At 71.9% G+C, this 24,142-nt stretch carries 24 protein-coding genes and 1 pseudogene; 13 read left to right on the forward strand and 12 right to left on the reverse strand.

Annotation, left to right across the window (positions count from 1 at the left end):
* Positions 1–213 precede the first annotated feature (213 nt).
* Positions 214–687, forward strand: a complete 474-nt coding sequence (locus OG332_RS00365) for a hypothetical protein (protein WP_327411509.1) — start codon at positions 214–216, stop codon at positions 685–687.
* Between the two features lie 187 nt (positions 688–874).
* Here OG332_RS00365 and OG332_RS00370 read toward each other — a convergent pair whose 3' ends face one another.
* The 3 genes from OG332_RS00370 to OG332_RS00380 form a co-directional block, all read right to left on the reverse strand.
* Positions 875–1,930: a hypothetical protein gene (locus tag OG332_RS00370; protein ID WP_327411510.1), complete on the reverse strand. Its 1,056-nt coding sequence runs from the start codon at positions 1,928–1,930 to the stop codon at positions 875–877.
* Positions 1,931–2,057: 127 nt separating this feature from the next.
* Positions 2,058–2,663 carry a hypothetical protein gene (locus tag OG332_RS00375; RefSeq protein WP_327411511.1) on the reverse strand — a complete coding sequence of 202 codons (606 nt, stop codon included), beginning with the start codon at positions 2,661–2,663 and terminating at the stop codon, positions 2,058–2,060.
* 403 nt (positions 2,664–3,066) lie between these two features.
* Positions 3,067–3,777: a hypothetical protein gene (locus OG332_RS00380; protein ID WP_327411512.1), complete on the reverse strand. Its 711-nt coding sequence runs from the start codon at positions 3,775–3,777 to the stop codon at positions 3,067–3,069.
* A gap of 127 nt (positions 3,778–3,904) precedes the next feature.
* Here OG332_RS00380 and OG332_RS00385 point away from each other — a divergent pair, with 127 nt between their 5' ends.
* A complete protein-coding gene (locus OG332_RS00385; protein WP_327419059.1) occupies positions 3,905–4,444 on the forward strand; it encodes a GNAT family N-acetyltransferase in 540 nt (179 codons plus the stop codon).
* A 190-nt stretch (positions 4,445–4,634) separates the two neighbouring features.
* On the forward strand, positions 4,635–4,961 hold the full coding sequence (locus tag OG332_RS00390) for a hypothetical protein (RefSeq protein WP_327411513.1): 327 nt from the start codon (positions 4,635–4,637) through the stop codon (positions 4,959–4,961).
* Between the two features lie 105 nt (positions 4,962–5,066).
* On the opposite strand, the gene OG332_RS00395 is transcribed toward OG332_RS00390, so the two are convergent.
* The 7 genes from OG332_RS00395 to OG332_RS00425 form a co-directional block, all read right to left on the reverse strand.
* Positions 5,067–6,137 (reverse strand): hypothetical protein, encoded by a 1,071-nt coding sequence (locus tag OG332_RS00395; RefSeq protein ID WP_327411514.1) that lies wholly within the window; start codon positions 6,135–6,137, stop codon positions 5,067–5,069.
* 239 nt (positions 6,138–6,376) lie between these two features.
* Positions 6,377–7,021: a response regulator transcription factor gene (locus OG332_RS00400; protein WP_327411515.1), complete on the reverse strand. Its 645-nt coding sequence runs from the start codon at positions 7,019–7,021 to the stop codon at positions 6,377–6,379.
* Positions 6,973–8,301 (reverse strand): sensor histidine kinase, encoded by a 1,329-nt coding sequence (locus OG332_RS00405; protein WP_327411516.1) that lies wholly within the window; start codon positions 8,299–8,301, stop codon positions 6,973–6,975. The genes OG332_RS00400 and OG332_RS00405 overlap by 49 nt, the downstream gene beginning before the upstream one ends.
* Position 8,302: 1 nt before the next feature.
* Positions 8,303–9,196, reverse strand: coding sequence for a CPBP family intramembrane glutamic endopeptidase (locus tag OG332_RS00410; protein WP_327411517.1), 894 nt, complete (start codon positions 9,194–9,196; stop codon positions 8,303–8,305).
* A gap of 146 nt (positions 9,197–9,342) precedes the next feature.
* A complete protein-coding gene (locus OG332_RS00415) occupies positions 9,343–9,813 on the reverse strand; it encodes a flavodoxin family protein (protein ID WP_327411518.1) in 471 nt (156 codons plus the stop codon).
* Between the two features lie 121 nt (positions 9,814–9,934).
* On the reverse strand, positions 9,935–10,588 hold the full coding sequence (locus tag OG332_RS00420; RefSeq protein WP_327411519.1) for a CE1759 family FMN reductase: 654 nt from the start codon (positions 10,586–10,588) through the stop codon (positions 9,935–9,937).
* Positions 10,585–11,685: an LLM class flavin-dependent oxidoreductase gene (locus OG332_RS00425; RefSeq protein ID WP_327411520.1), complete on the reverse strand. Its 1,101-nt coding sequence runs from the start codon at positions 11,683–11,685 to the stop codon at positions 10,585–10,587. Before OG332_RS00425 ends, OG332_RS00420 begins: the two co-directional genes overlap by 4 nt.
* Before the next feature lie 199 nt (positions 11,686–11,884).
* On the opposite strand from OG332_RS00425, the gene OG332_RS00430 reads away from it, so the two are divergent.
* From OG332_RS00430 to OG332_RS00465, 8 genes and pseudogenes are all read left to right on the forward strand, one after another.
* Positions 11,885–12,793 (forward strand): DUF4344 domain-containing metallopeptidase, encoded by a 909-nt coding sequence (locus OG332_RS00430; protein ID WP_327411521.1) that lies wholly within the window; start codon positions 11,885–11,887, stop codon positions 12,791–12,793.
* 378 nt (positions 12,794–13,171) lie between these two features.
* Positions 13,172–13,686 (forward strand): annotated as a pseudogene (locus OG332_RS00435) (sigma-70 family RNA polymerase sigma factor).
* Positions 13,683–14,429 (forward strand): anti-sigma factor, encoded by a 747-nt coding sequence (locus OG332_RS00440; protein ID WP_327411522.1) that lies wholly within the window; start codon positions 13,683–13,685, stop codon positions 14,427–14,429. The pseudogene OG332_RS00435 and the gene OG332_RS00440 overlap by 4 nt, the downstream one beginning before the upstream one ends.
* Positions 14,430–14,586: 157 nt before the next feature.
* Positions 14,587–15,027, forward strand: a complete 441-nt coding sequence (locus OG332_RS00445) for a hypothetical protein (protein WP_327411523.1) — start codon at positions 14,587–14,589, stop codon at positions 15,025–15,027.
* Positions 15,028–15,382: 355 nt separating this feature from the next.
* Positions 15,383–16,159: a peptidoglycan recognition protein family protein gene (locus OG332_RS00450; protein ID WP_327411524.1), complete on the forward strand. Its 777-nt coding sequence runs from the start codon at positions 15,383–15,385 to the stop codon at positions 16,157–16,159.
* 303 nt (positions 16,160–16,462) lie between these two features.
* Positions 16,463–17,944 (forward strand): lipase family protein, encoded by a 1,482-nt coding sequence (locus tag OG332_RS00455; RefSeq protein WP_327411525.1) that lies wholly within the window; start codon positions 16,463–16,465, stop codon positions 17,942–17,944.
* Positions 17,945–18,009: 65 nt separating this feature from the next.
* Complete coding sequence (locus OG332_RS00460; RefSeq protein ID WP_327411526.1) at positions 18,010–19,443, forward strand: hypothetical protein; 1,434 nt, start codon at positions 18,010–18,012, stop codon at positions 19,441–19,443.
* Between the two features lie 168 nt (positions 19,444–19,611).
* The gene (locus OG332_RS00465) at positions 19,612–20,394 is read left to right on the forward strand and encodes a lysophospholipid acyltransferase family protein (protein WP_327411527.1); all 783 of its coding nucleotides are present in this window, start codon (positions 19,612–19,614) and stop codon (positions 20,392–20,394) included.
* A gap of 67 nt (positions 20,395–20,461) precedes the next feature.
* Here the strand turns inward: OG332_RS00465 and OG332_RS00470 are convergent, their stop codons facing one another.
* On the reverse strand, positions 20,462–21,373 hold the full coding sequence (locus OG332_RS00470; RefSeq protein WP_327411528.1) for a LysR family transcriptional regulator: 912 nt from the start codon (positions 21,371–21,373) through the stop codon (positions 20,462–20,464).
* A gap of 70 nt (positions 21,374–21,443) precedes the next feature.
* Between OG332_RS00470 and OG332_RS00475 the strand changes: the two genes are divergently transcribed.
* Together OG332_RS00475 and OG332_RS00480 are read left to right on the forward strand one after the other, a co-directional pair.
* Positions 21,444–22,382 carry an NAD-dependent epimerase/dehydratase family protein gene (locus OG332_RS00475; RefSeq protein WP_327411529.1) on the forward strand — a complete coding sequence of 313 codons (939 nt, stop codon included), beginning with the start codon at positions 21,444–21,446 and terminating at the stop codon, positions 22,380–22,382.
* 13 nt (positions 22,383–22,395) lie between these two features.
* Positions 22,396–23,289: an aldo/keto reductase gene (locus OG332_RS00480; protein WP_327411530.1), complete on the forward strand. Its 894-nt coding sequence runs from the start codon at positions 22,396–22,398 to the stop codon at positions 23,287–23,289.
* A 29-nt stretch (positions 23,290–23,318) separates the two neighbouring features.
* On the opposite strand, the gene OG332_RS00485 is transcribed toward OG332_RS00480, so the two are convergent.
* Positions 23,319–24,062 carry a class I SAM-dependent methyltransferase gene (locus OG332_RS00485; RefSeq protein WP_327411531.1) on the reverse strand — a complete coding sequence of 248 codons (744 nt, stop codon included), beginning with the start codon at positions 24,060–24,062 and terminating at the stop codon, positions 23,319–23,321.
* Positions 24,063–24,142: the final 80 nt, after the last annotated feature.

Genomic DNA, 24,142 nt, shown 5'->3' on the forward strand with positions numbered 1-24,142 from the left:
AGGCCTGCTTTCATCCTTGAGAGCGGGCACCTTCCCGGGGATGCAGTGTCAACTGCGTGTCCCCCCTACGCCCGACCCGCACACCACAAGGTCGGCGCCAAACCCGTCGCGGCTCAGAGCTGAGTACGGCAGCGTGAATCTCCGGGCCGACACGGCTTGGAGGGCGTGCGACGATGCGTCGGCCAACACAGCCACGAGCGGGAACGAAGGACGATGGAGTACATCAATCTGGATGCACAGGTCGGCAACCTGTCAAACTTCCTGGACCCTGCTCGCTACCTGGAGCACCTGCCCTCGCTGGCTGACGATCTGCCAACCGGAGCCCGGGACTTCGCCACTGCCCCAGACCACTACGACTTCTCCGGCAAGCGGTGCGTGAAGGACCTGGAACTCCAGCACATTCGGGGTGTCGGCGCTGATGACCAGCAGATGGAGATCCAGTTCCGGCACAACTGCTGGAAGCACGACGAAGACCTGGTCATCCACTACACAGGCGTCTCCGGCTTCAATGCCGAAAGCGCCGAGGACGACAATGGGGGAAACCTCGGGACCGTAATCCTCGACGAGGTCCTGCCCAACCAGAATGGCTGCAGCCACGAGATCGCGTTCTGGAATGGCTCACTGGCCGTCGTCTGCCGTGACCTCGTCGCGACCTGGACCGAGGCCGACTGCCCCGGCAATCCATAAACCAGGCAAGTCCTCGCCGGCAAGCACTGACTGACTGATGGGGAACAGCCAACGCGTCGGTGGGTGTCGAATCCCGCCGGACAACGTCGTCGAAGGCCTCGCGGTAGGCACGGCCGGCTCTCCGGCAGGTTGGGGAGAGGAGTGAGGACACGGACCGCGATCGTTGCGCCGGTCCGCAGGGGGGCCGTCAGTTCTGCGGGGGTCCTGCGAGGGATCGCAGGCGGCGGCGTTCGAGAGCGGTGGCGAGAGAGTAGGCGCCGCCGCCTGCGACGGCGAGGACCCAGGAGGGGCCGGGGGCGTCGAGTGAGAGTGCCGCGGCGGAGGTCAGGGCGAGCCAGACACCGAGGCCGTAGTGCAGCACGTTTCGGCGTACGGCGCCTTCGGCGAGGTAGAGGAGGCCGACGATGAGGCCTGATCCGGCGGGCCACAGGACGGACTGGAGTTCCGGTGCGTCGAGGACGGATGTCAGGCCGGTGATGGCGAGGGCCAGCGCGGTGAAGGCGGCGATCCAGGCGGTGCCGAGCAGCCTGCCGGAGAGGAGCTCTGGTGCGGTGGCCCCGCGCTGGGCTCGCAGCGCGGCGATGGTGGCCAGGGCGATGCCGGTCGCCAGCCCGATCCCGAGGAGCGTCATGGGGAGCCAGCCGGGTAGGCCGAGCACGGGGGTGTCGCCGTGGGAGGCTGCGGCGGCGCCGTGGCCCAGGACGTAGGCGAGTCCGAAGCTGGCGTAGGCCGCACGGTTGTCCACCTCGTTCGATCGGCGGGTCGCAGGGGCGCCGGCGTCGGCCGGCGGGAGGGTGGCGGTACTGGTCATGGCGGACATCTCCGGGGTGAGGAGCGGATGTGCGTGCAGGCTCAGGACGGGCCGCGCGAAGGGGTGGGAAACGGCGGACGGTGCGTGGGGGGCGGGGGTCCGCGAGGCTGCGGCCGCCTTGTCCTTCGTGCGTCCGAGGTTCATGGCGCACAGCCTCCTGCCGGGTGGTGTCCACCTTCCATGCCCAGCGAAGGCGAGGGCTGTCCAGTCCTGTCCGCACCCGTCCACTCGGCCATGCCGCGACCGGGCGCGGGCCCCCGTATCGCGCTCCCCGAGGGTGTCCTCGGCCATGGCCGAGATCCGGGCGCGTTCGGACGGGCGGATGCCGGGTCGGTGCAGGCCCACCGGCGCCGGAGTGGGGCGGGCGCTGCGGCGCGGCTTCCGTACACGGGAGACGGGAACGACCGCGCCGTAGTCGTGCCGCTTGCGCATGTGCTCCTCCCCCGGCGGCGGGCGCCGCCTCATCCCGAACCGCTCCGCGCGGCAAGGGTGGGCAACGGGCCGGGAAGAGCGATGCAGGCGGCGTCCGCGCGGGCGCGGGCGGCGCGTTCGGGGTGGGTCAGGGCCGCAAGCCCGCTCGCCTGAGTGCGGTCTCGGACAAGGCGGCGACGACTTGCTGGTCGCCGCGGCGCCAGGCGTCTGCGAGGCCGCCGGGCGGGGTGGAGATCGCGCAGAGGTCGCCCGGCGGTCCGGTGAGGGCGCGCAGGGCGAGCAGGTCGGCGCCTCCGGGTGCGTCGAGGAGGCGTCGGATGGTGGCGCTGCGGCGGATCCAGCGCAGGCGCAGGGGGAGCCACAGCAGCAGTACGAAGGCCACGGGGAGGACGATCAGGGCGACTGCGGCCAGGGTGGCCACCTGGCTGACGGTGTCCTGTAGGGACTGTCCTGCGTCGGCGAGCCCGGTGCCGGCGTCGGCTGCGGACTGGAACGGCTTCTTCAGGAGGTCGCCGACAAGCGGCACGTTCGAGGCTGTGTCGCCGACGTCGTCGAGGGCGGTGGCGAGGCTTTCGCCTGAGCTCTCCACTTTGCGTCCCGGCTCGGCCAGCAGCATGATCGCGCCGTGGACGGCCAGGGCGAACTTCACCGCGGCGACGATCAGGACTACGGCGATCAGGTCCGCGAGGATCTGGCGGTTCCGCCGTGCTGGGGTCTGGGCGTAGAGAAGCATCGGGTGCTCCTGTTCCGGTCATGGCGTCGAGGAGGGCCGGCCCCGGCCGCAGGTGTGCGGTGCTGGCGGCAAGGCTCGGCCGGTTGCTCGACCGTACGTCGGACCCGGCCCTTCCTCTGGTGTCCGTGGGTACACGTCTGCGACACGTTGCCGGGTTGGCGCAGCGCCGGCGGAGCGTTCAGGGCGGCGGATCTGCGCTCCCCCGGTTCCGTACTGTTCGCGACGACGTACCCGGAGCCCGGGCGACCAGGCGCGCATGATCGGTGGTCAGCTCACTGCGCGGATCCAGCGCCGCCCAACGGGCCACCGCGCCCGCGCGCCTGCCGCCGGGACGTCTGTGGTCGGCCTGCGGGGAGGCGCAGTCCCGGGCAGGCTGCGGCGAGCGGCATGCGCGCCCTGACTGTCAGGGATGGTCAGGGCATTCTGCGACGGAGCCTTGCGAGACGGGATGCCACACGCCGTGGTTCTCACGTGCGCTGAGGCGGTCCGCCTCTTGGGCGCACTCGATCAGCTGGGTGGTGCTCAAGGGGACGGCGGCCGTGAACACCCGCCCGACGTGGCGGCAGAGGTGCGCTGGGCGGAAGTCCGGTGAGTACGGTTCGCCTACGACGGCGAACAGATCGGGCAGTCGCCAGCCCAGCGGGCCGGCTATCGCGCAGAGCTGGTAGCGCCTGTGCGGTGTCGGCCCCCAGTCCGACACCATCGCGCGCAGCGTGCTGCGGGACAGTCCCGCGAAGGGGAGCTCCTTGATGCCGAAGCCGCGGTTGCGGAGCAGCCCGTTGAACACGGCGGCGGGACCGCTCTCGGCGGGCGTGGGGTACGGCGAGGTCGGTTCCACGAAGGGCCCCGGGGCGTCGAGGTGCGGCAGCGAGCGGACGAAGTCCTCCAGCGAGGCGAGTTGTGCGTGGTCGCAGTGGCTGACGCGGTAGGCGAACTGCTCTGTGATCGTGGCGTCGCGTTTCGGGGGAAGGAGTTCCGCCGGGACCGGGTGGCCCGCGATGACGAGCAGGTCGGCGGGCGGTACGTCGAGTTCGGTGGCGAGTTCGGCGAGGGTCTCGGGGGTGGTGTCGGTGCCGCTCGCGGCGAGGTTGCTGAGGAGGTCGGCTCGTCCCATACGAGGAAGGTAGCGGTGGGGTGAGAGGGCAGATGTCCGAGGTGACGATCACTCAGTGCCTCTTTTTGAACGGGGAGGTCGGAGCCGCGGCTGTATCTGGCAAGATCAGCTCGTGGCTCGGCATTCGGTGTCCTTGAGCGGGATCGAGTTCGCAGACTGGCGGGCTGTCCACTCCTGGGCTTCCCTCTCCGAGGTCTGCCGCTTCCAGACGTGGGGACCGAACACCGAAGAGCAGACGCGCGTCTTCGTGATGGCCGCGGTCGAGGCCTGGTCGCATACGCCTGGGCAGCGGTTCGCTCATGTAGCGCGTGTCGATGGCGAGGTGGTCGGCATCGGGGAGCTTCACGTCCGGAGCCGAGGGCAGCGTCAAGGTGAGATCACCTATGCGGTGCATCCGCGGGTTTGGGGGCAGGGCGTCGGAACGGCGATCGGCAGGCAACTGCTGGCGCGCGGGTTCGAGGAACTTGAGCTCCACCGCATCTATGCCACCTGTGACCCGCGCAACCTCGGATCGGCACGGGTTCTCGGCAAGCTCGGCATGACATGGGAAGGACGTCATCGTCATACCGCTGTGATCCGGGATGGTTGGCGGGACTCCGACGTGTTCGCCGTCCTCGAAGACGAGTGGCGTGCGCCCGCCCCATCCCCTTGGCCGCCGCGGGGATGACTCGTCAGCCCGTGGGGGAGCACGTACCGCACGCATCCGAGGAACCATGGGGGCCGAGCCGGGGCGGCACCGTGGTCGCTCTGGGCGCTGGTTCCTGAGCCTCGAACTGCTTGTACTTGCCGCATTCGGACGGGCGGGCCCACGGCCTGGCTGTTCCATCCGCATCGTGAGGGGACGTACCGTGCCGTTGATGAGCCGCCGCTCCCGCGCGTCAGCCCTGGGCGTTCTGGCTGCCGCGCTGTTCGCTTTCACCGGGCTGTGTTTCTCCCAGGGCAAGACTCCGGGCCTCCTCCCGGAAAGCAGTTGGGGAGACTGGAGAGACGAAGAGAGGGACGGCTGGTCGACGCACGTCAGGGTCAGCACCTGGTCTCGTGCCGCTCAAGCCCGCATCGACTGGGGCAAGGCCGAAGGGATCGACCTCAACGCGTACGGCAGGACGGCCCGCGATATCAGCATCATGCACCGCACCGTCTTCACTCTCACTCCCGACGGGAAGCTCACTGCGAAACGGTCGTGAGCCAGCCCCTGCAGAATGTCCTGGCGGGCACGGGCTCGGGGTGATGAGCTGGTTCCCGCGGGGGCAGCCGGTGTGCCGTACCGGTGGTCGCCGGAAGCCGGGGGTTCAGCGTCGGCGGGCTCGGTGGGCCGCACGGTCGCGCCAGTGGCAGTACGCCGCCGCCGGATCGGTCCAGTACTTCCACGGGAGGGCGCCCACGTAGCCGTCGACCAGGCGGAACTGCGTCAGCGCCGCATCGTACCGCTTCTGGCGGGTCAGGAAGTAGGCCAGCAGGTGGCGCAGCTCGGCGGTGTTCGGATGGTTCGAGGGGGCTGCGGCGACGTCGGCCAGGGCGGCGTCGACCAGGGAGGTCAGGTGGGGTGACCGGAAGTCGGCGGTGTTCGCGTCCGTGTCGCGGTGTTCGTACCAGGCGATCAGGGGCAGCGCGGTGAGCAGGCTGCCGGGCGGTGCGTCGGCTGCTGCCTGCCGGGCGAAGGACATGGCGCGCTCTTGCGAGCCGCGCCACTTCGCGCACCAGTACTGGAGCGCCGCGTAGTGCGCGTCGTAGTGGTGCGGGTCGCGGGTGGTGATCTCCTTCCAGATCCGGTGCATGTGCTCTTCGGGGTAGCCGAGGCCCAGTGCCGCCCATATCTCGTTGACGTGGGGCGTGGGGTCGTCCGGGTTCAGCTCGGCCGCGCGTGCGTTCTCCTGTGGTACGCGGGCCAGGGTGGTGTGGAATCCGGCGAACTGTTCGGCGCTGGTGTGCTTGGCCCATCCGCTGCCGCGCCGGTGCCAGGCCAGGTTGACCATCGCCTTCGCCCGCACCAGAGCGAGGTCGGCGTCGTCCGGCCCGACTGCGGCCTCCCACGTGTGCAGCCAGCTGTCGGGGCGGGCGGCTCGATGGGAGCCGAGGGTGGCGGCGTAGGAGGAGCGGCGTGCCCAGTCGCCGCGCTTCCTGGTCTCGGCCATCAGCCGCGCGGCCGGCTCCCAACTGCCCCGGGCGGCTGCGGCGGCGGCCGATTCCAGCTCGGGGTCGGGCGCCGCGCGGCCGGTGTTCTGCCTGGACTGCGGGAGGAGTCCGGACTTCCGGGCGGCACGGGACGAAGTGCGGCCGGGTACGTCGCCGGTGGTGCGGCGGTAGAAGACGACCGCCACGGTGATGGCGAGCCCGATGACGACGATGCGTGCGATTTCCACGGTTGGAGCCCCGATAGGAGTGATCGAAACAGGTGGGGGGACACGGGAGTATGGACGGGGAGCGTGATCTGTCGCAAATACGTTTCCGCTGGTGAAGGAGGCGCCCGGAGCCATCGCCGCGGCTGGTGCGCATGTCTCCGTCTCCGTGGTGCGTGGCAGCGGCCCGGCTCACGTCGGGTTCGCCACCGTGGCCTGTGCGCGGATGACGTCCTTGAGCGGGAACCGCAGCGGGTCGGTGGCTACCGTTTGAGGTAGGCCAGGACGGCCAGTACTCGGCGGTTGTCGTCTGCGGATGGTTCGATCCGGAGTTTGGTGAAGATGGCGGCGGTGTGTTTGGCGACGGCGCTTTCGCTGATGAACAGGGTTTGCGCTACGGCTGCGTTGGAGCGGCCCTCGGCCATCAGGGCCAGTACGTCCAGTTCGCGCGGTGTCAGCTGGGCGGTGGTGCCCCGGGCGTCGCTGCGGGCCAGCAGCCGTGCGATGACCTGCGGGTCCATCACCGTGCCGCCTGCGGCGACGGTGCGTACTGCGTCGACGAACTGGGTGGTGTGCGTGATCCGGTCCTTGAGGAGGTAGCCGATGGCGCCTTGGCCTCCGGCGAGCAGTTCGTGGGCGTAGAGCTGGTCGACGTACTGGGAGAGTACGAGGACGGGCAGCGCCGGCCGGGATCGGCGTGCTTCGAGGGCGGCTTGGAGGCCCTCGTCGGTGAAGGTGGGTGGCAGGCGGATGTCGACGACGGCGACGTCGGGTTGTTCTTCGAGGAGTGTTTTGAGGAGGGCGGGGCCGTTGTCGACTGCGGCGATCACCTCGAATCCGTGTTCTTGGAGGGTGCGGGTCAGTCCGTCCCGGAGGAGGAAGAGGTCTTCGGCGAGGACGACGCGCACGGTATCTCCAAGGTCGCGGTGGTCGGGCCGCCCGGCGGGCTGTGCAGGACGAGGGTTCCGTCGAAGGGGTCCAGGCGGCGGCGTACGCCTTGCAGTCCGCTTCCGTCGGGGTCGGCGCCGCCGCGGCCTGCGTCGGTGACCGTGGCGCGCAGGGCGCCGTCGGTGTGGCTGAGGCGGATGTGGACCTCGGGGGCGCCGGAGTGTTTGGCGGCGTTGGCGAGGAGTTCGGCGACGGCGAAGTAGCCGGCGGATTCCACGGGTGCCGGGAGCCGGCCGGGCAGGGCGGTCTCGATGTGCACGTCGAGGTGGCTGTCGAGGGCGAGGGAGCGGACGGCGTCGCCGATGCCGCGGTCGGCGAGTATCGGGGGCAGGACGCCGTGGACGAGTTCGCGGAGGTCTTGGAGGGCGCGTTGGGAGGTGGCGCGTACCTCGTGCAGGAGTGCGCGGGCGGCCGGGGGGTCGCGGTCGAGGAGCCGGGTGGCTTCGTCCAGGGTCATGCCCAGGGCGACGAGGCGGGCCTGTGCCCCGTCGTGCAGGTCCCGTTCGATGCGGCGCAGTTCGGCGGCTTGGACGTCGAGGATGTCGGCGCGGGATCCTGCGAGGTGTTCGATGCGGCGGACGAGTTCGGTGGTGTGGGGGGCGGCGAGCAGGCGTCTGCTCCAGCGTGCGTGGAGTCGCAGGGTGGCGGGGGCCAGCTTGAGTCCCGCGGCGATGAATCCGAGGCCGAGCAGGAGCGCGGTGAGCATCGCCGGGGTGGAGTCGACCGGGATGAAGGCGTACCAGTTGCCGTCGCCCAGGTGCCGCCAGACGAAGGGCTGTACGGCGGCGCCGAAGAGGCCGTACTCGACGAGGGCCAGCGGCACGGCGGCGAGGAGTGCGCCCGTCCACGGCTCTGCCCAGGCCCAGCGCAGGTCGTGCCAGAACCCGTTGTCGCCGAGGAGGGCGCGGGCCTGTCGGTGGCGGCCGGTGGTGTTCTCGTGTGGGGTCGGGCGGGGTGGGAGCGGTTGCGGTGGGCTGATCGCGGTTGCGGTCCAGCGGGCGGCCCAGTCTCGGTAGCGGTCGGAGATGCGGCGCAGGGCGGCTGCGGCGGGCGGGAGCAGGAGGAGGCCGATGCCGACGGGCAGGAGGAGGAGCGCCCCGACCACGAGGGTGCCGGCCCCGGACACGGCGAGCGCGGCGAGCGAGAGCAGCTGGCAGCGGCCGAGGTCGGCGAGCGCGCCCTTGAGGCTGCTGCCGGGGCGTCTGTCTGCCTGTGCCATGTCCACCTGTGGTTCCGTCATGTCAGCGCGGTCCGTGCGCTGTTGCGGCGGTGATCCTATCCGGCGTGGTCGCCGCCCGGCGGGCGGAGGCGATCCACGGGAGTGCTGCGGCCAGGCAGGCGGCGCCGAAGAACGCCATCGGCGCTGTTGCCGGGGACGTCTCGTCCGTCACGTACAGCATGCCGAGGTTGACCAGGGTGTGGAAGCCGCCCGCGAGGAGCAGCCGGTTGCCGCGTACGCGTTCCAGGGCCAGGCCGAGGATCACGGACATCGCGATGGTGGCTGTCAGGAATCCGGCCGCGTAGGCCGGCTCCTGGGTGAGGACCGGTACGTGCCACAGGCCCCAGGCCGTCCCGACCAGGACGGAGGCGGTGAGCGGGCCGAAGCGGGTGCGCAGCAGTGGCTGGAGGTAGCAGCGCCATCCGATCTCCTCGGCGCAGGCACCGATGAGTTGGGCGGTCACGAGCAGGGTGAGGGGGTGTGCGAGGGCTTGGGGGTGGATGACGGGGAGGGAGCCGGAGGTGAGCAGGGCGCCGCCGGCGGACAGTGCGGTGATCAGGGCGGGGGTGAGGAGGAGGGCGGCCCGGTTGCCGGATGGCGGCCGGGCCTCGTGGTCTGCCGGTCCGTTGCTGCGGGCGGGCAGGGTTCCCGTGAGGCGGTCCCGGATCCGGCCGGGCCACAGCAGTGCCACGGCTGCCACGGCGAGGGCGGGGCCGAACTGGGTCAGTTGGAGCACTTCGGCGGGTATGCCGGTCGCGGGCTGGAGGGCCCCGCACAGTCCCGCCGCCAGGAAGGCGACGGCGAGGAACACCCCTGTCTGAGCCGCCCATCCGCTGCGCGGTGCTCGCCCCTGCCTCTGCCCCTGCCGCTGCTTGTGGTCCGGCCCCTGCTTGTGCTCGTGCTTGTGGTCCGGCATGGTGCCCGGCCTCCCCCGTGGATCGCTGGGGGCGTGGCTGTCACGCCCCGCGTTCGACTCTGCCGGTTGGGGTCGGGGCCGTCCTTGCACGTGGGTGCCGGAGGGGGTGTATCCAGGTACACCCCCTCTCGAGGGCGGGTGGCGGGTCAGGCTGTGGTGGTGGAGTGGTTCTTGAGTGCTTGGGCGAACGCGCGCGCGGCGGTCAAGTCGTCCTCGTTCGGACGCTGCTTGTTGATGCCGCCGATCAGCTTGAACGGCGTCCACGTGTCGAAGGCGCGGCAGGTGAAGGTGTCTTCGACCGCGAAGCCCTTGGTTTGGAGGAGCCGTACCAACGGGCGGGTGAACGGCGCGAGCGGCAGCTGCGGCAGGCCGCTCGTGGCGAAGGCGAAGGCCAGCCCCGACGACGCCGGCAAGGCGCGGACGAACCCGAGCAGGTCCGGGTGCATCCGCTGGGAGAAGACACCGGAGCCGAAGCCCACCAGGTCGTAGCCTGCCGGGGCCGCGACCTCCACTTCCTGCGGTGCGACCACGCGGGCGTCGAGTACGTCGGCCATCGCCTGCGCCACGCGACGGGTGTTGCCGTGGGATACGGACGTGCATACGAGCAGAGTCTTCATCCGCGTCCCCTTCGTTTGTCGCCTTCCGCAGCAGAGACCGGGCAGACCTTCCGGATGTGACAGCCCCGCGCTGTGACGGGATCCGTGTGCCGAGGGAGGGCTGGTTCCGGAGCGGCTGCGGTTACTCGGCCCGTAGCGCGGCCAGCCGCTGTGCGAAGGGCACGATCTCGAAGCCGGCGGCCGGATCCGTCGAGGTGATGGCCCCTGTCAGTGAACGGGGTGCGATCGCGTTGGCGGTGTCGAGGTCGGGGGCGGCGTCCCGGGCGGCGGGCGCCATGAGGCGCGCCAGTTCCGCGCCCGCGCGGGCGATCCGTTGCGCCAGTCCGTCCTCGCCCCAGTCTTCCGAGGCCGCGTACACGGCGGTCGGCGGGACGAGGGCGCGCAGGTGGGTGAACAGCGGGCGCAGAGCGTGTTCGGTGGCCAGGGAGTGCCGGGCCGTGCCTCCGGTCGCGCCGATGAGCACCGGCTTTCCGGTGAGGGCGTCCTTGTCGATGAGGTCGAAGAACGATTTGAACAGGCCGCTGTACGAGGCCGCGAATACCGGTGTGACGGCGATCAGGGCGTCCGCGGCCGCCACCGCGTCGAGTGCGGCGGCCAGTCGGGCGGGCGGGAAGCCGGTGACGAAGTGCTGGGCGATCTCGGTCGCCAGGTCGCGCAGTTCGATCGCTTCGGGCTCGGCGTCCACGTGGCCGAGTGTCGCGGCTGCGAGCCGGTCGGCGAGCAGGCGGGTGGAGGAGGGCGAGCTCAGGCCGGCCGATATGACGGTGAGCTTCATGCCTGCCTGTCCTCCTTCGGGTTCTGCTGGGCCGCCGCCACGCGGGCGGGGTGTGTGGGCGCGTCCGGTACGCCGGCCGGGCGCAGGTTCGCGAACTCCTTGCGCAGCACCGGCACGACCTCTTCGCCGAGCAGGTCGAGCTGTTCCAGGACGGTCTTGAGGGGGAGGCCCGCGTGGTCCATCAGGAAGAGCTGGCGCTGGTAGTCGCCGGCGTAGTCCCGGAAGGACAGGGTTCGCTCGATGACTTCCTGCGGCGAGCCGACGGTGAGCGGTGTCTGGGAGGTGAATTCCTCCAGGGACGGGCCGTGGCCGTACACGGGTGCGTTGTCGAAGTAGGGGCGGAACTCGCGGACCGCGTCCTGTGAGTTCTTGGCGATGAACACCTGGCCGCCGAGTCCGACGATGGCCTGTTCGGGGGTGCCGTGCCCGTAGTGGGCGTAGCGCTGCCGGTAGAGGTTCACCATCTGCTTGGTGTGGGAGGCGGGCCAGAAGATGTTGTTGTGGAAGAAGCCGTCGCCGTAGCAGGCGGCTTGTTCGGCGATCTCCGGCGAGCGGATGGAGCCGTGCCAGACGAAGGGTGCGATGCCGTCCAGCGGGCGCGGGGTGGAGGTGAAGGACTGCAGCGGTGTGCGGAACTTGCCCTTCCAGGTGACGGTGTCCTCGTCCCACAGGCGGCGCAGCAGCGCGTAGTTCTCGATGGCGAGGTCGATGCCGTCGCGGATGTCCTTGCCGAACCAGGGGTAGACCGGGCCGGTGTTGCCGCGGCCCGTCATCACGTCGACGCGGCCGTCCGCGACGTGCTGGAGCATCGCGAAGTCCTCGGCGATCTTCACGGGGTCGTTCGTGGTGATCAGTGTCGTCGAGGTGGACAGGATCAGGTTCTCGGTGCGTGCGGCGATGTAGCCGAGCATCGTCGTCGGTGAGGAGGGGACGAACGGCGGGTTGTGGTGCTCGCCGGTGGCGAAGACGTCGAGGCCGACCTCCTCGGCCTTCTGCGCGATGGCGAGCATCGCTTTGATGCGCTCGTGCTCGCTTGGCACGCGTCCGGTCGTCGGATCGGCTGTGACGTCACCGACGGTGAAGATCCCGAACTGCATGACTCCCCTTCCCAAGATTGTTTACAGTTCAACCATACTCCGGAACGAGGGGTGCGCCCGGGGTATTCCCGATCCGGTGCGGGGCCGCCCGTGCCGGCCGGTGCCGCGTTTTCACCCGGCCGGCGCACATGCGCGGGCCGGGGCGGCACCGCAGCAGCAGGCTGTGACGGAGGATGTACCGCGCCGAGGGGTGACAGCGGTGAGAGCAGCCAGGATGCGGGCGGCGGGCGCCGTCACGGTCGCGGCCGTGTCCGTGATCGCCGCCGCCGCGGGCTGCTCGCCCACCGGCAACGGCCCCACCGGCCCGAAGACGAGGACGGCCGTGCAGTCCCCGGCCGTCCCGGCATCCGCGTCCGCCTCGGCGGGCCACGGCCGGCTCATCCCGCGGTACGACACCGGCAGGACGGCCCAGGACCGGCGGATCCAGAGGTTCCTGCAGGACAACGAGGTCCTGGAACGCGTCGCCGCCTTCGTCGACGACCGGATCGCGCTGTCCTACGACGTGCCCGTGATCGCGAAGAGCTGCGGCGGGGCGAACGCCTCCTGGGACCCGCAGGCGAGGGACATCACGTACTGCTACGAGCTCGTCGACGAGACCGGGCCCGTCTTCCGGGAGCAGGCCGCCCGGGAAGGCTCCGGCAGTGCGGCGGAGCGGGCCGGGGCCGTGGACGACGACATCATCGGGTTCTCCAACGGTGTGCTCCTGCACGAGCTCGGTCACGGCCTGGTCGACATGTACGACCTGCCGATCACCGGCAAGGAGGAGGACGCCGTCGACCAGCTCGCCACACTGCTGCTCGCCACCGGCGGCGAGCAGCGCATCGACTACGCGGTGAGCACCCTCAACGCATGGGGCGCCCTGGCCGACGCGCAAGAGGCCGGAGACCTCTCCGGCCTCTTCTCCGACGAGCACTCGCTCAGCGCGCAGCGCTTCTACAACGAGATCTGCTGGCTGTACGGCTCGGACCCCGACGCCTTCAAGTCGGTCGTCATCGCCGTCGGCAACCCGGAGGGTGTACTGCCGGAGCTTCGGGCCGAGGGCTGCCGGCACGAGTACGAACAGATCAGGAAGTCATGGAACAGGCTCCTTGAGCCGTACCTCAAGTAGCCCGGCCCGCGGACGGCGGCCTGCGTGAGCAGCGCTCGGCGCCCTGCCCGGTGGCGCAGGTGCAGCGGCTGGGCGGTGGATGCCGGTTTCGCTCGATCGGATGACGGGCGGGATGCGGCATTGCCGATCGGGGCAATCCGCACAAATGCCCGCTACGAAGAAGAGGTGAGACCAGGGGGCACCATGGCCGGCCCCAGGACGGGGCCGGTCCTTCTTCTCGGCGAAAGAGCCGTTGATGACAGCGAGGCACAAGGGCGGGCGTGGCCGCCGCGGCGCCGGGCCGCGGTACGGCGCCCGGCGACGCGCGAGGGGGTGCCGGTGACACAGCCCGTGCGGTTTCGGAGTGCGGACGCGGGCGGGCCGCGGCTGCAGGAGGTGATGGAGCGGGTCGGTCACGGCGACAAGGACGCCTTCGCCGTCCTCTACGACGCGGTCTGCGCCACCGTGTTCGGGATCGTCGTCAAAGCCGTCCGGGACCGGGCCCAGTCGGAGGAGGTGGCGCAGGAGGTGATGATCGACCTGTGGCGTCAGGCCGCCCGCTACCGCCCCGAGCAGGGAACCGTCATGACGCGGGTGGCGACGATCGCGCACCGCAGGGCGGTGGACCGCGTCCGGTCCGCCCGGGCCTCCTCCGACCGCGAGCACGCCACCGCCGTTCGCGACCGGCACAGGCTCTTCGACGAGGTCGCCGAAGAGGTGGAGGGCCGGCTCGAGGGCGAGCAGGCCTGGAGAGCCTGACCGAACTCTGGCGCCAGGCCGTGACCCTCGCCTACGACCGGGGCCTGACCTACCGCGAGGTCGCAGACCGGCTGGGGTCTCCGCTCGCGACCGTCAAGACCCGGATGCGCGACGGACTGATCCGGCTGCGCGACTGCATGGGGGTGACCACATGAAACACGACGAACACCTGCACACCCTCACCGGCGCGTACGCACTCGACGCACTCACCGGCAAGGAACTGCACGCCTTCACCGCACACCTCCGGCACTGCGAAGCCTGCGCCCAGGAGGTCGGCGAGTTCGAGGCGGCGGTGGCGCGCCTGGCCGCGGCGGCCGCCCTGCCCGCACCCGCCCCGATGAGGCAGACGGTCCTGCACCGCATCGAAACCGTCCCGCAGCCGCTCCCGCACGCCCGGCCCACGGCGTCGGCCCGGCTCACCGCAGTCCTGAGGCGCAGGGCCGGAGCCTTCGCCGCCGCGGCCTGCATCGCCGCCGCCGCGGCCTTCGGCGGACTCGCCGCGTACCAGTACCAGCAGGCCGAACAGGCCCGTACGCAGGCTCAGCAGGCCACCCGGCAGGCCCAGGAGCTGGCCGCCGTCATGACCGCCCCCGACTCCCGGACGGTGCACGGACGCACCACCACCGGAGCGACCACGTCCGTGACCACCTCGGCCCTGCGCGGCCAGGCCGTCTTCGCCAGCAGCGGCCTGCCGGTCCCGCGCGCCGGCAAGACCTACCAACTGTGGTTCGACGACCACGGCACCAAGCGCTCCGCCGGCCTCGTCCACAGCGACGGCGCCGTCGTCATGCAAGGCGATCCCGCAGACGCCCGCGCCGTCGGTCTCACCCTCGAACCCGCGGGCGGCTCGCCCGAGCCCACCACCAGTCCCCTGCTGCGCCTCCCCCTCCCCGCCTGACCGGGGAACCAGACCAAGGCGACGATGCGTCCTCATATATGCCGGTTTGATGCTTTTCCAATCCCTCCGGCGGACGGTACTGAATCCCTTCACGAGCCCCCTGCGGAAGCAGGGGCCGAGCATCCGCTCACTCGTGAAGCAGAAGGAGGTGAGACCCATGACCGTTTCCGTGCGGACCCGCAGCCTGCTCGCGGGCGCGGCCGTGGCCGGCCTGCTCTCGGGCGGCGCCACGCTCGCGGCCACCGGCACGGCCGCCGCCGCTTCGACGCCGGCATCGGCATCGGCATCGGTGGCCACTGCTCCGAACGGGGACCGCGACCGCGACCGTGACCGGCATGACCGCCGGGACGACAAGAACCACCGGTCGAACCATCACGAACGCTGCTCGTGGACCAAGGGGCACTGGGCCAAGACGTGGGGCAAGGGCCACTACGAGAAGAAGTGGCACCACGGCACCTGGCACCCCGGCCACTACGACCACCGGGGCCACTGGCACCCCGGCTGGTACGGCCACGGCTGGTCCCAGAACCACTGGGTGCCCGGCCACCACGCCACCCACTGGGTGCCGGGACACTGGAACTGCCACAACAAGTGGTGACCGGTTCACCTGGCCCGCAGGGGCCCCGCAGGGGCTCCGGGCACCGCCCGGAGCCCCTCTCGCCTTTCCCGGCAGGTACGGCGGCAACCGCTCGCTCGGGCAACAAGGCCCGACGGTAACCAGCCCGTGAGTAGACCCGTCCCCCATCTGCCCGGACGCAGGCGGTGCGGGCTCCGCCGCCACCTGCCCGCCGAACCGGTGGAGTTGGACGGTGCGCAGCACGGCTTCGCGGTGCACGAGGCCCCCCTCGCGGCGCGGCCGGCCGGGGCCAGTCCGTCCGCGGCCCGGTGTGTCTGCGCGACCCGTGCTTGCGGGGTCCCTTCAATGGGCAGCCCCCTACGGAAACGGGCACCGTATGACCTTCTCCGCACTGCACACCCGCCGGTCGGTCCTCACGGGCGGCTTCACCCTGGCCGCCGCGGCGGCACTGCCGCTCGCCGCGGCCGGGCGCGCGCACTCCGCCGCCGGCCCCGACGTCATCGGCTGCGCCGCCTGGGGTGCGCGGGCCCCGTCCGAGCCCGTCGTCGTCCTGGCCAACCGCCCGGAGCGGATCATCGTCCACCACACGGCGACGGCGAACGTGACGGACTACTCGAAGCAGCGTGCCTTCGCCCTGGCCCGTGCGATCCAGACGTACCACATGGACGCGCAGGGCTGGATCGACACCGGTCAGCACTTCACCATCAGCCGCGGGGCCTTCGTGCTGGAGGGCCGCCACAACAGCCTCGCGGAGCTGCGCGCCGGCACCCGGCAGGTGCGCGCGGCGCACTGCGTCGGGCAGAACACGGTGTCGATCGGCATCGAGAACGAGGGCACGTACACCTCGCAGGCCCCGCCGGCGGCGCAGTACGCGATGCTGGCCGACCTGTGCGCCCACATCTGCAGCCAGTACGGCCTGCCCGCCTCCGAGATCTACGGCCACCGCGACTTCAACGCCACCTCCTGCCCCGGCGACCGCCTCTACGCCCTGCTCCCGGCCCTCCGCGAGGACGTCGCCACCCGCCTCGGCACGCCCCTGCAGGACCCGGAGGCCGATCCGGAGTCGGACCGGGTGTGGGACCTGGTCCGGCAGGCCTCGAACCCGCCGGCCACGGCCTACGCGGAATACCTTCCGGCGGGCCTCCTGCCCTGACCGAAGGCGGCGCCCGCACCGAACAGCCGGCCCCCGTCGCGGCGGCCGGGAGCGGCACGCGTCAACACCGCGGTCCGCGGCTCATCCTCCGGGCCGGCGAATTCCGGGTGGCGGGCACGGCATGGCCGGGCCCGCCCGGCAGCCCGTGGATTCGGGGTCCGAGCGCCCTGCGGCGTTGGCCCGGGGGCGGATCGCGCCTGCCCGCGGCCTGACGCGTGCGCGCAGTGGATCGCTTTCGGTGCCAGCATGCCCGGCGAAAGGGGGCGGCGCGGCGAACACCGCACAGGGACGAGAGGGAGGACCGTGACACCGCAGACCGTGGCACCGCAGACCGTGGCGCCTCAGGTGGCCGATGAAGCGGCTCAGCCGATTCCGGGGCAGAGCAGGCCGGCCGCCGACGGGCCCGGCGCCGTCCCCGGGGCAGGCGGGCCCGTGGCGGCGGGACCCGACACGGAACTCCTGGTCGCGGCATCCGTGCTGCTGGCGGATGCGGCCCTCGCCGCGAAGCGGGCCGGTGCGGAACTGACCGGGGCGCTCAGCAGCTGGCGGTTCGGGCTGGCCGCCCTGAGCCGTCCCGGGTGGGCGCTCGGCACGGCGGTGTCGTGCGCCAGGGCGCTGACCAGCCCTTCGGGGCTCGGGTTCGGTCCGAACGGCGGGCTCGCCGGGGAGCTGGCCCGGATGGCGGGGAGCGTGACCTACCGCCGACCGGCCGCGGTCTCCATGGCCGTGGACGCCTTCGCGCTGCGCATCGAGGCCGCGGTGGTGGAGCACCCGAACCTCGGCTCGGCACTGGCGAGGCGGCTCACCGACGCCATGGTGGAGGGCAACCGGTGGGAGGCGCTGCGGGCGCTGCACGCACTGGTCGAGCGGCTGGGCGTGACGCGCGCCCTGACGACCGTCAGCCCGGTGATCATGGAGCTGCTGGCGCTGCTGGGGCTGCTCGACGAGAACCCGGTCAACGACGGCTTCTCCTGGGTGACGCTCGCCGGCGGGGTGCCGACCACGGATCCCTTCCTCGGACTGCCCAGTTCGCTGCTCGCCCGCCTCAACCCCGGCCCCGGGCGGGCGGAGCGGACCGAGGCGGACTCGATCCTCGCGAAGGTCCTGACGACGTCCCGCAACGACATCGTCAGCTACATCAACGACATCGGTGCGCTCGGCAACCACGGTCTGGTGCTGCTGCGGCGCGTCGAGTGCGCCGACGGCCGCGTCAGGTACGTGCTGCTGCTGCCCGGTACGAGCTTCGTCCTGCCGAGCAACAGCACCCCGCAGGACCTGATCGGCGCGTTCGACGGGTTCCTGCGCTCCGACACGACGTACACGCGCGCGGCACGGAAGCTGCTGCAGCGGGCGGGGGTGCCAGCCGGGTCGGAGCTGATGTTCGTCGGGCACAGCCTGGGCGGACTGACGGCGATGAACCTGGCGATGGACGTGGAGCTGGCGTCCGCCCACCGGATCACCCACGTGGTCACGCTCGGCTCCCCCATCGACAACAAGCGCCCGGCCGACCACACCACCCAGGTGATCAGTCTGGTCAACAAGCACGACGTGATCCCCATGCTCGACGGGCGCGGGCCCGCCTCTCCCAACGACATCCCCGCCGGCTGGGTCGAACTGACCTGGCTCGACGAGTCCTACGACTATCCGCTGTCGCACGCGCCGCAGGCGTACTCCGACAGCCTGCGCGGGGAGATGGCGCACCACCGGGACCGGGTGAACGAACTGATCAGGGCCTACGACGGCGTAATCGTCGGAAACCAGCCGTACATGCTGCGTGACAAGTGACGAGTGACCGGCGAGCGCGTGACGAGCGAGCACGTGACCACGTAACCCACGAGGGAGAGCGACCGATGACCCATGCCGACGGCCCGGCCACGGCGGCGGCGCGGCCCGAGACGGCCTGGCCCCTGGAGAACCTGCTGTTCAGCACCGCGCTGGTGGCCCGGCGGATGCCGTGGGCGGACCTGCCCGCGCGCACGCTCGGTCTGGACGCGCTGACCCTCGACGGGCTGACGAGCCGGCTGATGGCACATCTGAGGAGCGGCCGGGACGGGCGCCCGGTGCGGCTGCGCACACCCTTCGGGGCCTTCCTCGTACCGCTGACCCGGGCGGATGCCGAGAGCCTGCTGGCCCGTGCCGACGGCGCCGGGGCGCTGGGTACCCCGTCCGGTCTCGCGGCCGACGGGCGCCGGTACGGGCTGTCGCCGCACGTGGTGCCGGCGGGCGCGCGGGAGGCGGCGGCGCAGGGCGGCGCCGGCGGGCTGAGCGCCCAGGTGGCCGAGCACCTCGCTGCGGTGACCGGTGCCCGGCGGGAGGACGGCACCCTGGACCGGGACCGCTGGGAGGCCGTCATGCTGCGGCTGAGCCGGTACGTCGTACTGGGCTCCGAGGCCGCCGAGGACACCCTGCTGAGCGAGATGGTCTCGGCGGCGGCGGACGCGGCGGGCGGGCGTGCGTACGGGGCGCGGGCGGCGGTCGTACGACGGCGGATGGCACCGTACCTGGCCGACCCCGAACCCGGCTGCCTGGCCGGCCGGCTGGCCGCGGGCGGCCGGGGCGGGCCGGAGCCGCACCAGGCCGTCGCGCACGCGCTGGCCATGGTGTCGGCGGCCACCGGCGTACCGGCGCTGAACGCCCTGGCCCTGCTCGCCGCGGACGCGGACGCCTCCGGAACGCGTGCCGATGCCACGGGGACGGCGCCGTCGGCCGGGGAGGCGACCGACCGGGCCGCGGACCGCGCCATGGGCCGGGCCCTGGAGCAGCACCCTGCGCTGACCGCCGTGGTGTATCCGGTACGCGCACCGTTGCGCGCGCAGGGCCTGGCGATCGGAGCCGGGGAAGAAATCCTGTACGACCCGGCGCTGTTGGGGCGGCGCGTGGAGGGCGAGCGTACGGATCCGGCGTGGGCGCTGTGCGGGAACCCGTCCGGCTGCGCCGTCGCAGGGTTCGCCGCGCGCGTCGGCCGGGAGGTCGTCCGCCAAGTCGCCGGCGCGGTGCGCCCTGTGGTTCCCCATGCGCGGTTCGCGGTGGACTGCCCGACGGACACCGCCGATTCCCGCGCCGTGGCCGTGGCCGCGCCGCTCGGCGCGTACGGGGCGCGGGGGCGGGTCGGCGCGGACCGGCTGGACCGGCATGCCCAGAGCCTCTCCGCGTGCGCCGCCGACACCGGCTGGAGCGGGAGCGAGGCGGGCGAACGGTTCCGCATGGTCCTCCTCGCGCACGCCGACCGGTGTTCGAGGGCGGCCTCCGACGTCCGGCGTGCCGCGGGGTGGCTGGCGGACTGAGCGCCGTACACGGGGGCCGCTCCCGCCCCGGCCCTCGAACGGAGGACATGGGGCGGTTTCCGTCCCGGTCAGCCGTGATCAGCAGGGCTCACGGCCGTTGAAGGGGCGGAACACCGTCTCGCCGGCAGTGAGTCGGCCCGAGGTGCGACGTGAGAGTGAGGTCCGGGCGTGAGGGACAGCGTGGTCGAGATGATCAGGGCGACCGGGGCGGAACTGGGCTCCGCCAGAAGGCTGCTCGGCGAAGCCGGCGGTGTGGCGTGGGACCGCCTCCTCGACTGGCTCGTCGACGACTACTTCCGGGTGGTCGCGCTCGGCCTGGAGAACATCCCCGCGCAGGGCCCGGCGGTGATCGCCGTCAATCACTCCGGGGCCTGGGGCCTCGACGCGTTCGTCCTGGACAAGGTCCTGGGCAGGGCGCTGGACCGGCGCGTGCGCTTCCTCGCGGCTCCGTTCGTCTTCCGCACTCCCATCCTGGGGCGGCACGCGCGCCGTAACGGCGCGCTGCCGATCGGTCCGACGGCCGGTGTCGAGCACCTCAACGCGGGGCAGCTCGTCGGGGTGTACCCGGAGGGCATCGCGGGTCTGGAGAAACCGTTCACCGAGCGGTACCGGCTGCGGCCCTTCAGCCCCGGCTTCGCGGTCGCCGCCATCCGCTCGGGTGCCCCGGTGGTGCCCGTCGGGATCGTCGGCGCGGAGGAGGCGTGCCCCAAGCTCGGCGAGGTGCCGACTCTTGCCCGGCTGCTCGGCGTGCCGTACTTCCCGGTCACCACGCCGTTCCCGCTGCCGTCCAACTGGACGATCATCATCGGGGAACCGATCCCGGCGCCGGCCCGTCCCGACGGCCTGGCCGCCCGCCGGGACGCCGCCCGGGGGCTGAGCGAGACCACGCGTACCGCCGTCCAGGAGCTGATCGACCGCGAACTGGCCGACCGGGAGCACCTGTTCGACTGAGTACGGGGTGCGGCCGCGGCGCGGTGCGGCCGACGGGCCGGCGGGCCGGGCCGGCCCCGTGGCGGGGTCAACTCCCCGTGTGCTGCCGGATCGCCTGCTCGCGGAGGGCGTCGATGAGCGTCGTGAGGTGGGGGCGGTCGCCACGGCTGAGCGCGGCGACGCCGATGTAGCGGATCGGCGCCGGCGGCGTGACCGGGACGGTGCACAGGCCCGGGATGTGCGGGGCGAGCGCGATGGAGGGGATCAGGGAGATTCCCGTCCCTGCGGCAACGAGCGAGCGGGCGAAGAAGTAGTCGGTGGTGGTCCCGCGCACGTGCGGATCGAAGCCGGCGCGCTCGGCGTAGCGGCGCAGGTACGCCTCGGTCTTCAGGCAGCCGAGCACCCAGGGTTCGGCTGCCAGTTCGGCGAGGTCGAGGGCGTCGCGGCCGGCGAGTCGGTGCCCTTGAGGCAGGACGACGTGCAGGGGGTCTTCCAGGAGCGGCGTCCACTGCAGGCTGGAGCCGGCGCCCGGCCCGAGGGGTAGCGGGGCGTCGAAGTGGTAGGCGAGGGCGAGGTCCACGGCGCCCTGGCGGACGAGCGGCAGGGTGTCCTCGGGTTCGCCCTCCCTGATGTGGAGCACGGTGTCGGGATGGGTTGCCGTGAGCCGGGTGAGAGCGGGGGGCAGCAGGAGTCTGCCGCCGCTGGTGAAGGTGGCGACGGTGAGTCGGGTACGGCCGGTGCCGAGCCGGGCGACCTGCTGTTGTGCGTGTTCGAGCTCCGCGGCGACGGATTCGGCGGCGCCGACCATGATCTGGCCGGCCCTGGTGAGGGTGACGCCGCGGGTGCTGCGGGCGACGACCCGGGTGCCGAGGCTGCGCTCCAGGGCGGCCATGTGCTGGGAGACGGCCGAGGGGGTGAGGCGCAGGGCCGTGGCCGCCCGGTTGAAGCTGCCGTGCTCCGCCACCGCCCGCAGGACGCGCAGCCGTTGCACATCGATCAACAGTTTTCCTTAATGCGTACCCAGTAGGTCAGGACTTCTGCTGATGACGATAGGTCTCCAGGATGGGGGTATGCAAAGGATCTGCGTCATCGGCGGAAGCCGGTACTTCGGAAGGCTCCTGGTGCAGCGCCTGCAGGGTGCGGGGCACCGGGTCACGGTGATCAACCGCGGCTCCGCGTCGCCGCCCGCAGGCGTGGAGCACCTCGTCGCGGACCGGAACGACGAGGCCGCCCTGACAGCCGCGGTCGGCTCCCGCACCTTCGACGTGGTGGTGGACCAGGTCTGCTACACCCCGGTGCAGGCCGCCGTCGCCGCCCGTGTCTTCGCCGGCCGTACCCGGCGCTACGTCATGACCTCCACGATCGAGGTCTACGACCCCGCGACCGCCGCGCTGCCGGCCGTGCCTGCGGGCACGCCGGTGCCGGAGGAGAGCGTGGACCCGGCCGCCTGGCCGGTGGCCATGGACCTTCCCTGGCACGACGGCGCGTACCTGGAGGCGCACTACGCCGAGGGCAAGCGCCAGGCGGAGGCCGTGTTCGCCCGCGCCGGCGGCTTCGGGTTCGCCAGTGTGCGCAGCGCCCACGTGCTCGGCGGCGGCGCGCAGGAGTTCACCGGCCGGCTGGCGCACTATGCGGGGCGCATCGCCGGGGGTGAGGAGATCGCCGTGCACGCGAGGGCGCTGCCCACGGTCTTCATCCACTACGAGGAGTTGGCGGAGCTGCTGCTGTGGGCGGCCACGGCCGGCTTCACCGGTGCGGTCAACGCGTGTTCCGACGGCCCGCTCGATGTGTACGGTTTCGCCGCGATCGTCGCCGTGCAGGCGGGCCGGGAGCCGGTCTACCGGAGCGTCGCTGCGGGCGGGGAGGCTTCGGCGTTCTCCTTCGACCGTCACTACGCCATGAGCAATGCGCGCGCGAAGGGGCTGGGGTTTCCCTTCTCCCGCACCATCGACTGGCTGCCCGGCGCCGTCGCCGAAGCCCTCGCCGCGGAGCCGTCACCCACCTTCTGAGGATCGAGCTGCCATGCAGTACCGCACCATCGCCCACACTGCCGTCGGCGCCATCGGCCTGGGTGCCATGCCGCTGTCGATCGAGAACCGCCCGGACGAGAGGCGGGCCATCGCCACGGTCCACGCCGCCCTCGACGCCGGCGTCACGCTCATCGACACCGCCGACAGCTACCACTGGCACGCCGGTGAGGCGGGCCACAACGAGCTGCTGATCGCCCGCGCTTTGGCCCGCTACGGCGGCGACACCTCCGGTGTGCTGGTGGCCACCAAGGGCGGCCGGGGCCGCCCCGGCGACGGCAGCTGGACCGTCACCGCCGCCCCCGCCCACCTGAAGCGGGCCGCCGAGGCCTCCGCCACGCGTCTGGGTGTCGACGCGATCGGCCTGTACCAGCTGCACAAGCCGGACCCGGCCGTGCCCTGGGCGGAGTCCGTCGGCGCGCTGCGCGAGCTGCTCGACGCCGGCACGATCCGCGCCGCGGGTATCTCCAACGTCACCACCGCCCAGATCCGCCAGGCGCATCAGATCCTCGGCGGCGGACTCGCCTGCGTACAGAACCGGTACTCGCCCGCCGTCCGCGACAGTGAGCCCGAGCTGCGGCTGAGCACCCGGCTGGGTCTGGCGTTCCTGCCCTGGAGCCCACTGGGTGGCATCTCCCGCAGCTCGCTGGACGGCCCCTTGGGCCCCGCCGGCCCCGCCTCCGTCGCCACCGCCTTCCACCGTGTCGCGGCCGGGCGCGGGGTCAGCCCGCAGCAGGTCGCCCTGGCCTGGCTGCTCGCCCGCTCCCCGGCCGTGATCCCGGTACCGGGCGCCAGTCGCCCGCTCTCCATCACCGACTCGGCCAAGGCCGCGGAGCTCACGCTGAGCGCGCAGGAGCTGGCGCTGCTCGAGGGCGGCCTGCCGGGCTGAGGCGGGTCACGGGTGCGGGGTGTGGGGTGTCAGGCGCGGCAGCGCAGCATCTCCAGCGGGGGGTTGGCGTGGAAGTCCGCCCAGTGGTCCGCACCGAACTCGCGCACGCCGGCCTCCGTCACCGTCAGCGGGACCCAGGTCAGCTCGCTGAATCCGGCCGCGTGCAGGCTCTTCTCGTAGACCTCGCGGCGCGGGCGGTTGGCGACGAAGGAGACCGGCTGGTCGAGCAGCGCCGTGGTCCGCACTTGCGGCCCGGTCTCGGCCTCCTCGCCGGTCAGCACGGAGAGGAACCCGTACTTCTCGGGGGTCGGCCCGCCGAAGCGGAAGTCGGGCGACTGGTTGAGCAGGAAGAACTCGCCGCCGGGCTTCAGGCTCCGGTGCGCGTTGCGGCACATCCGCTCCGTGGTGGCGATGTCCGTTGCGTAGTTGAGCAGTTGGACCGCAAGGCCTACGTCGAAGCGCTGCGCAAGGGGCCGTAGTTCGGTCACGTCAGCGACCTCGTAGCGCACACCCAGCGGGTCGTGCTCTTCCAACTGCTGTGCCACGGAGACCATTTCACCGGAGACGTCGATGCCGAGGACCCCGGCGGCGCCGCGCCGCTTGAACTCCCTGCTGTAGAAGCCGGTGCCGCAGGCGAGGTCGAGGACGGACTTGCCGCGTACGTCCCCGGCCAGGGCCAGGAAGCTGGGTACCACCACGTACTGCTCCAGCGGCAGGGCCTTGAACCCCTCGTATGCCTCACCGATCTCGTCGTACTGCTGCTGTGCGCTCATGGTGGTGTACTCCCCGTTTCGGCATGCCCCTTGGCCGCGGTCCCCGCCTCCCGACTGCGGGGCGGGCCGCGGCTTCTGGC

It is taken from the genome of Streptomyces sp. NBC_01233, from assembly GCF_035989305.1.
Lineage (GTDB): Bacteria > Actinomycetota > Actinomycetes > Streptomycetales > Streptomycetaceae > Streptomyces.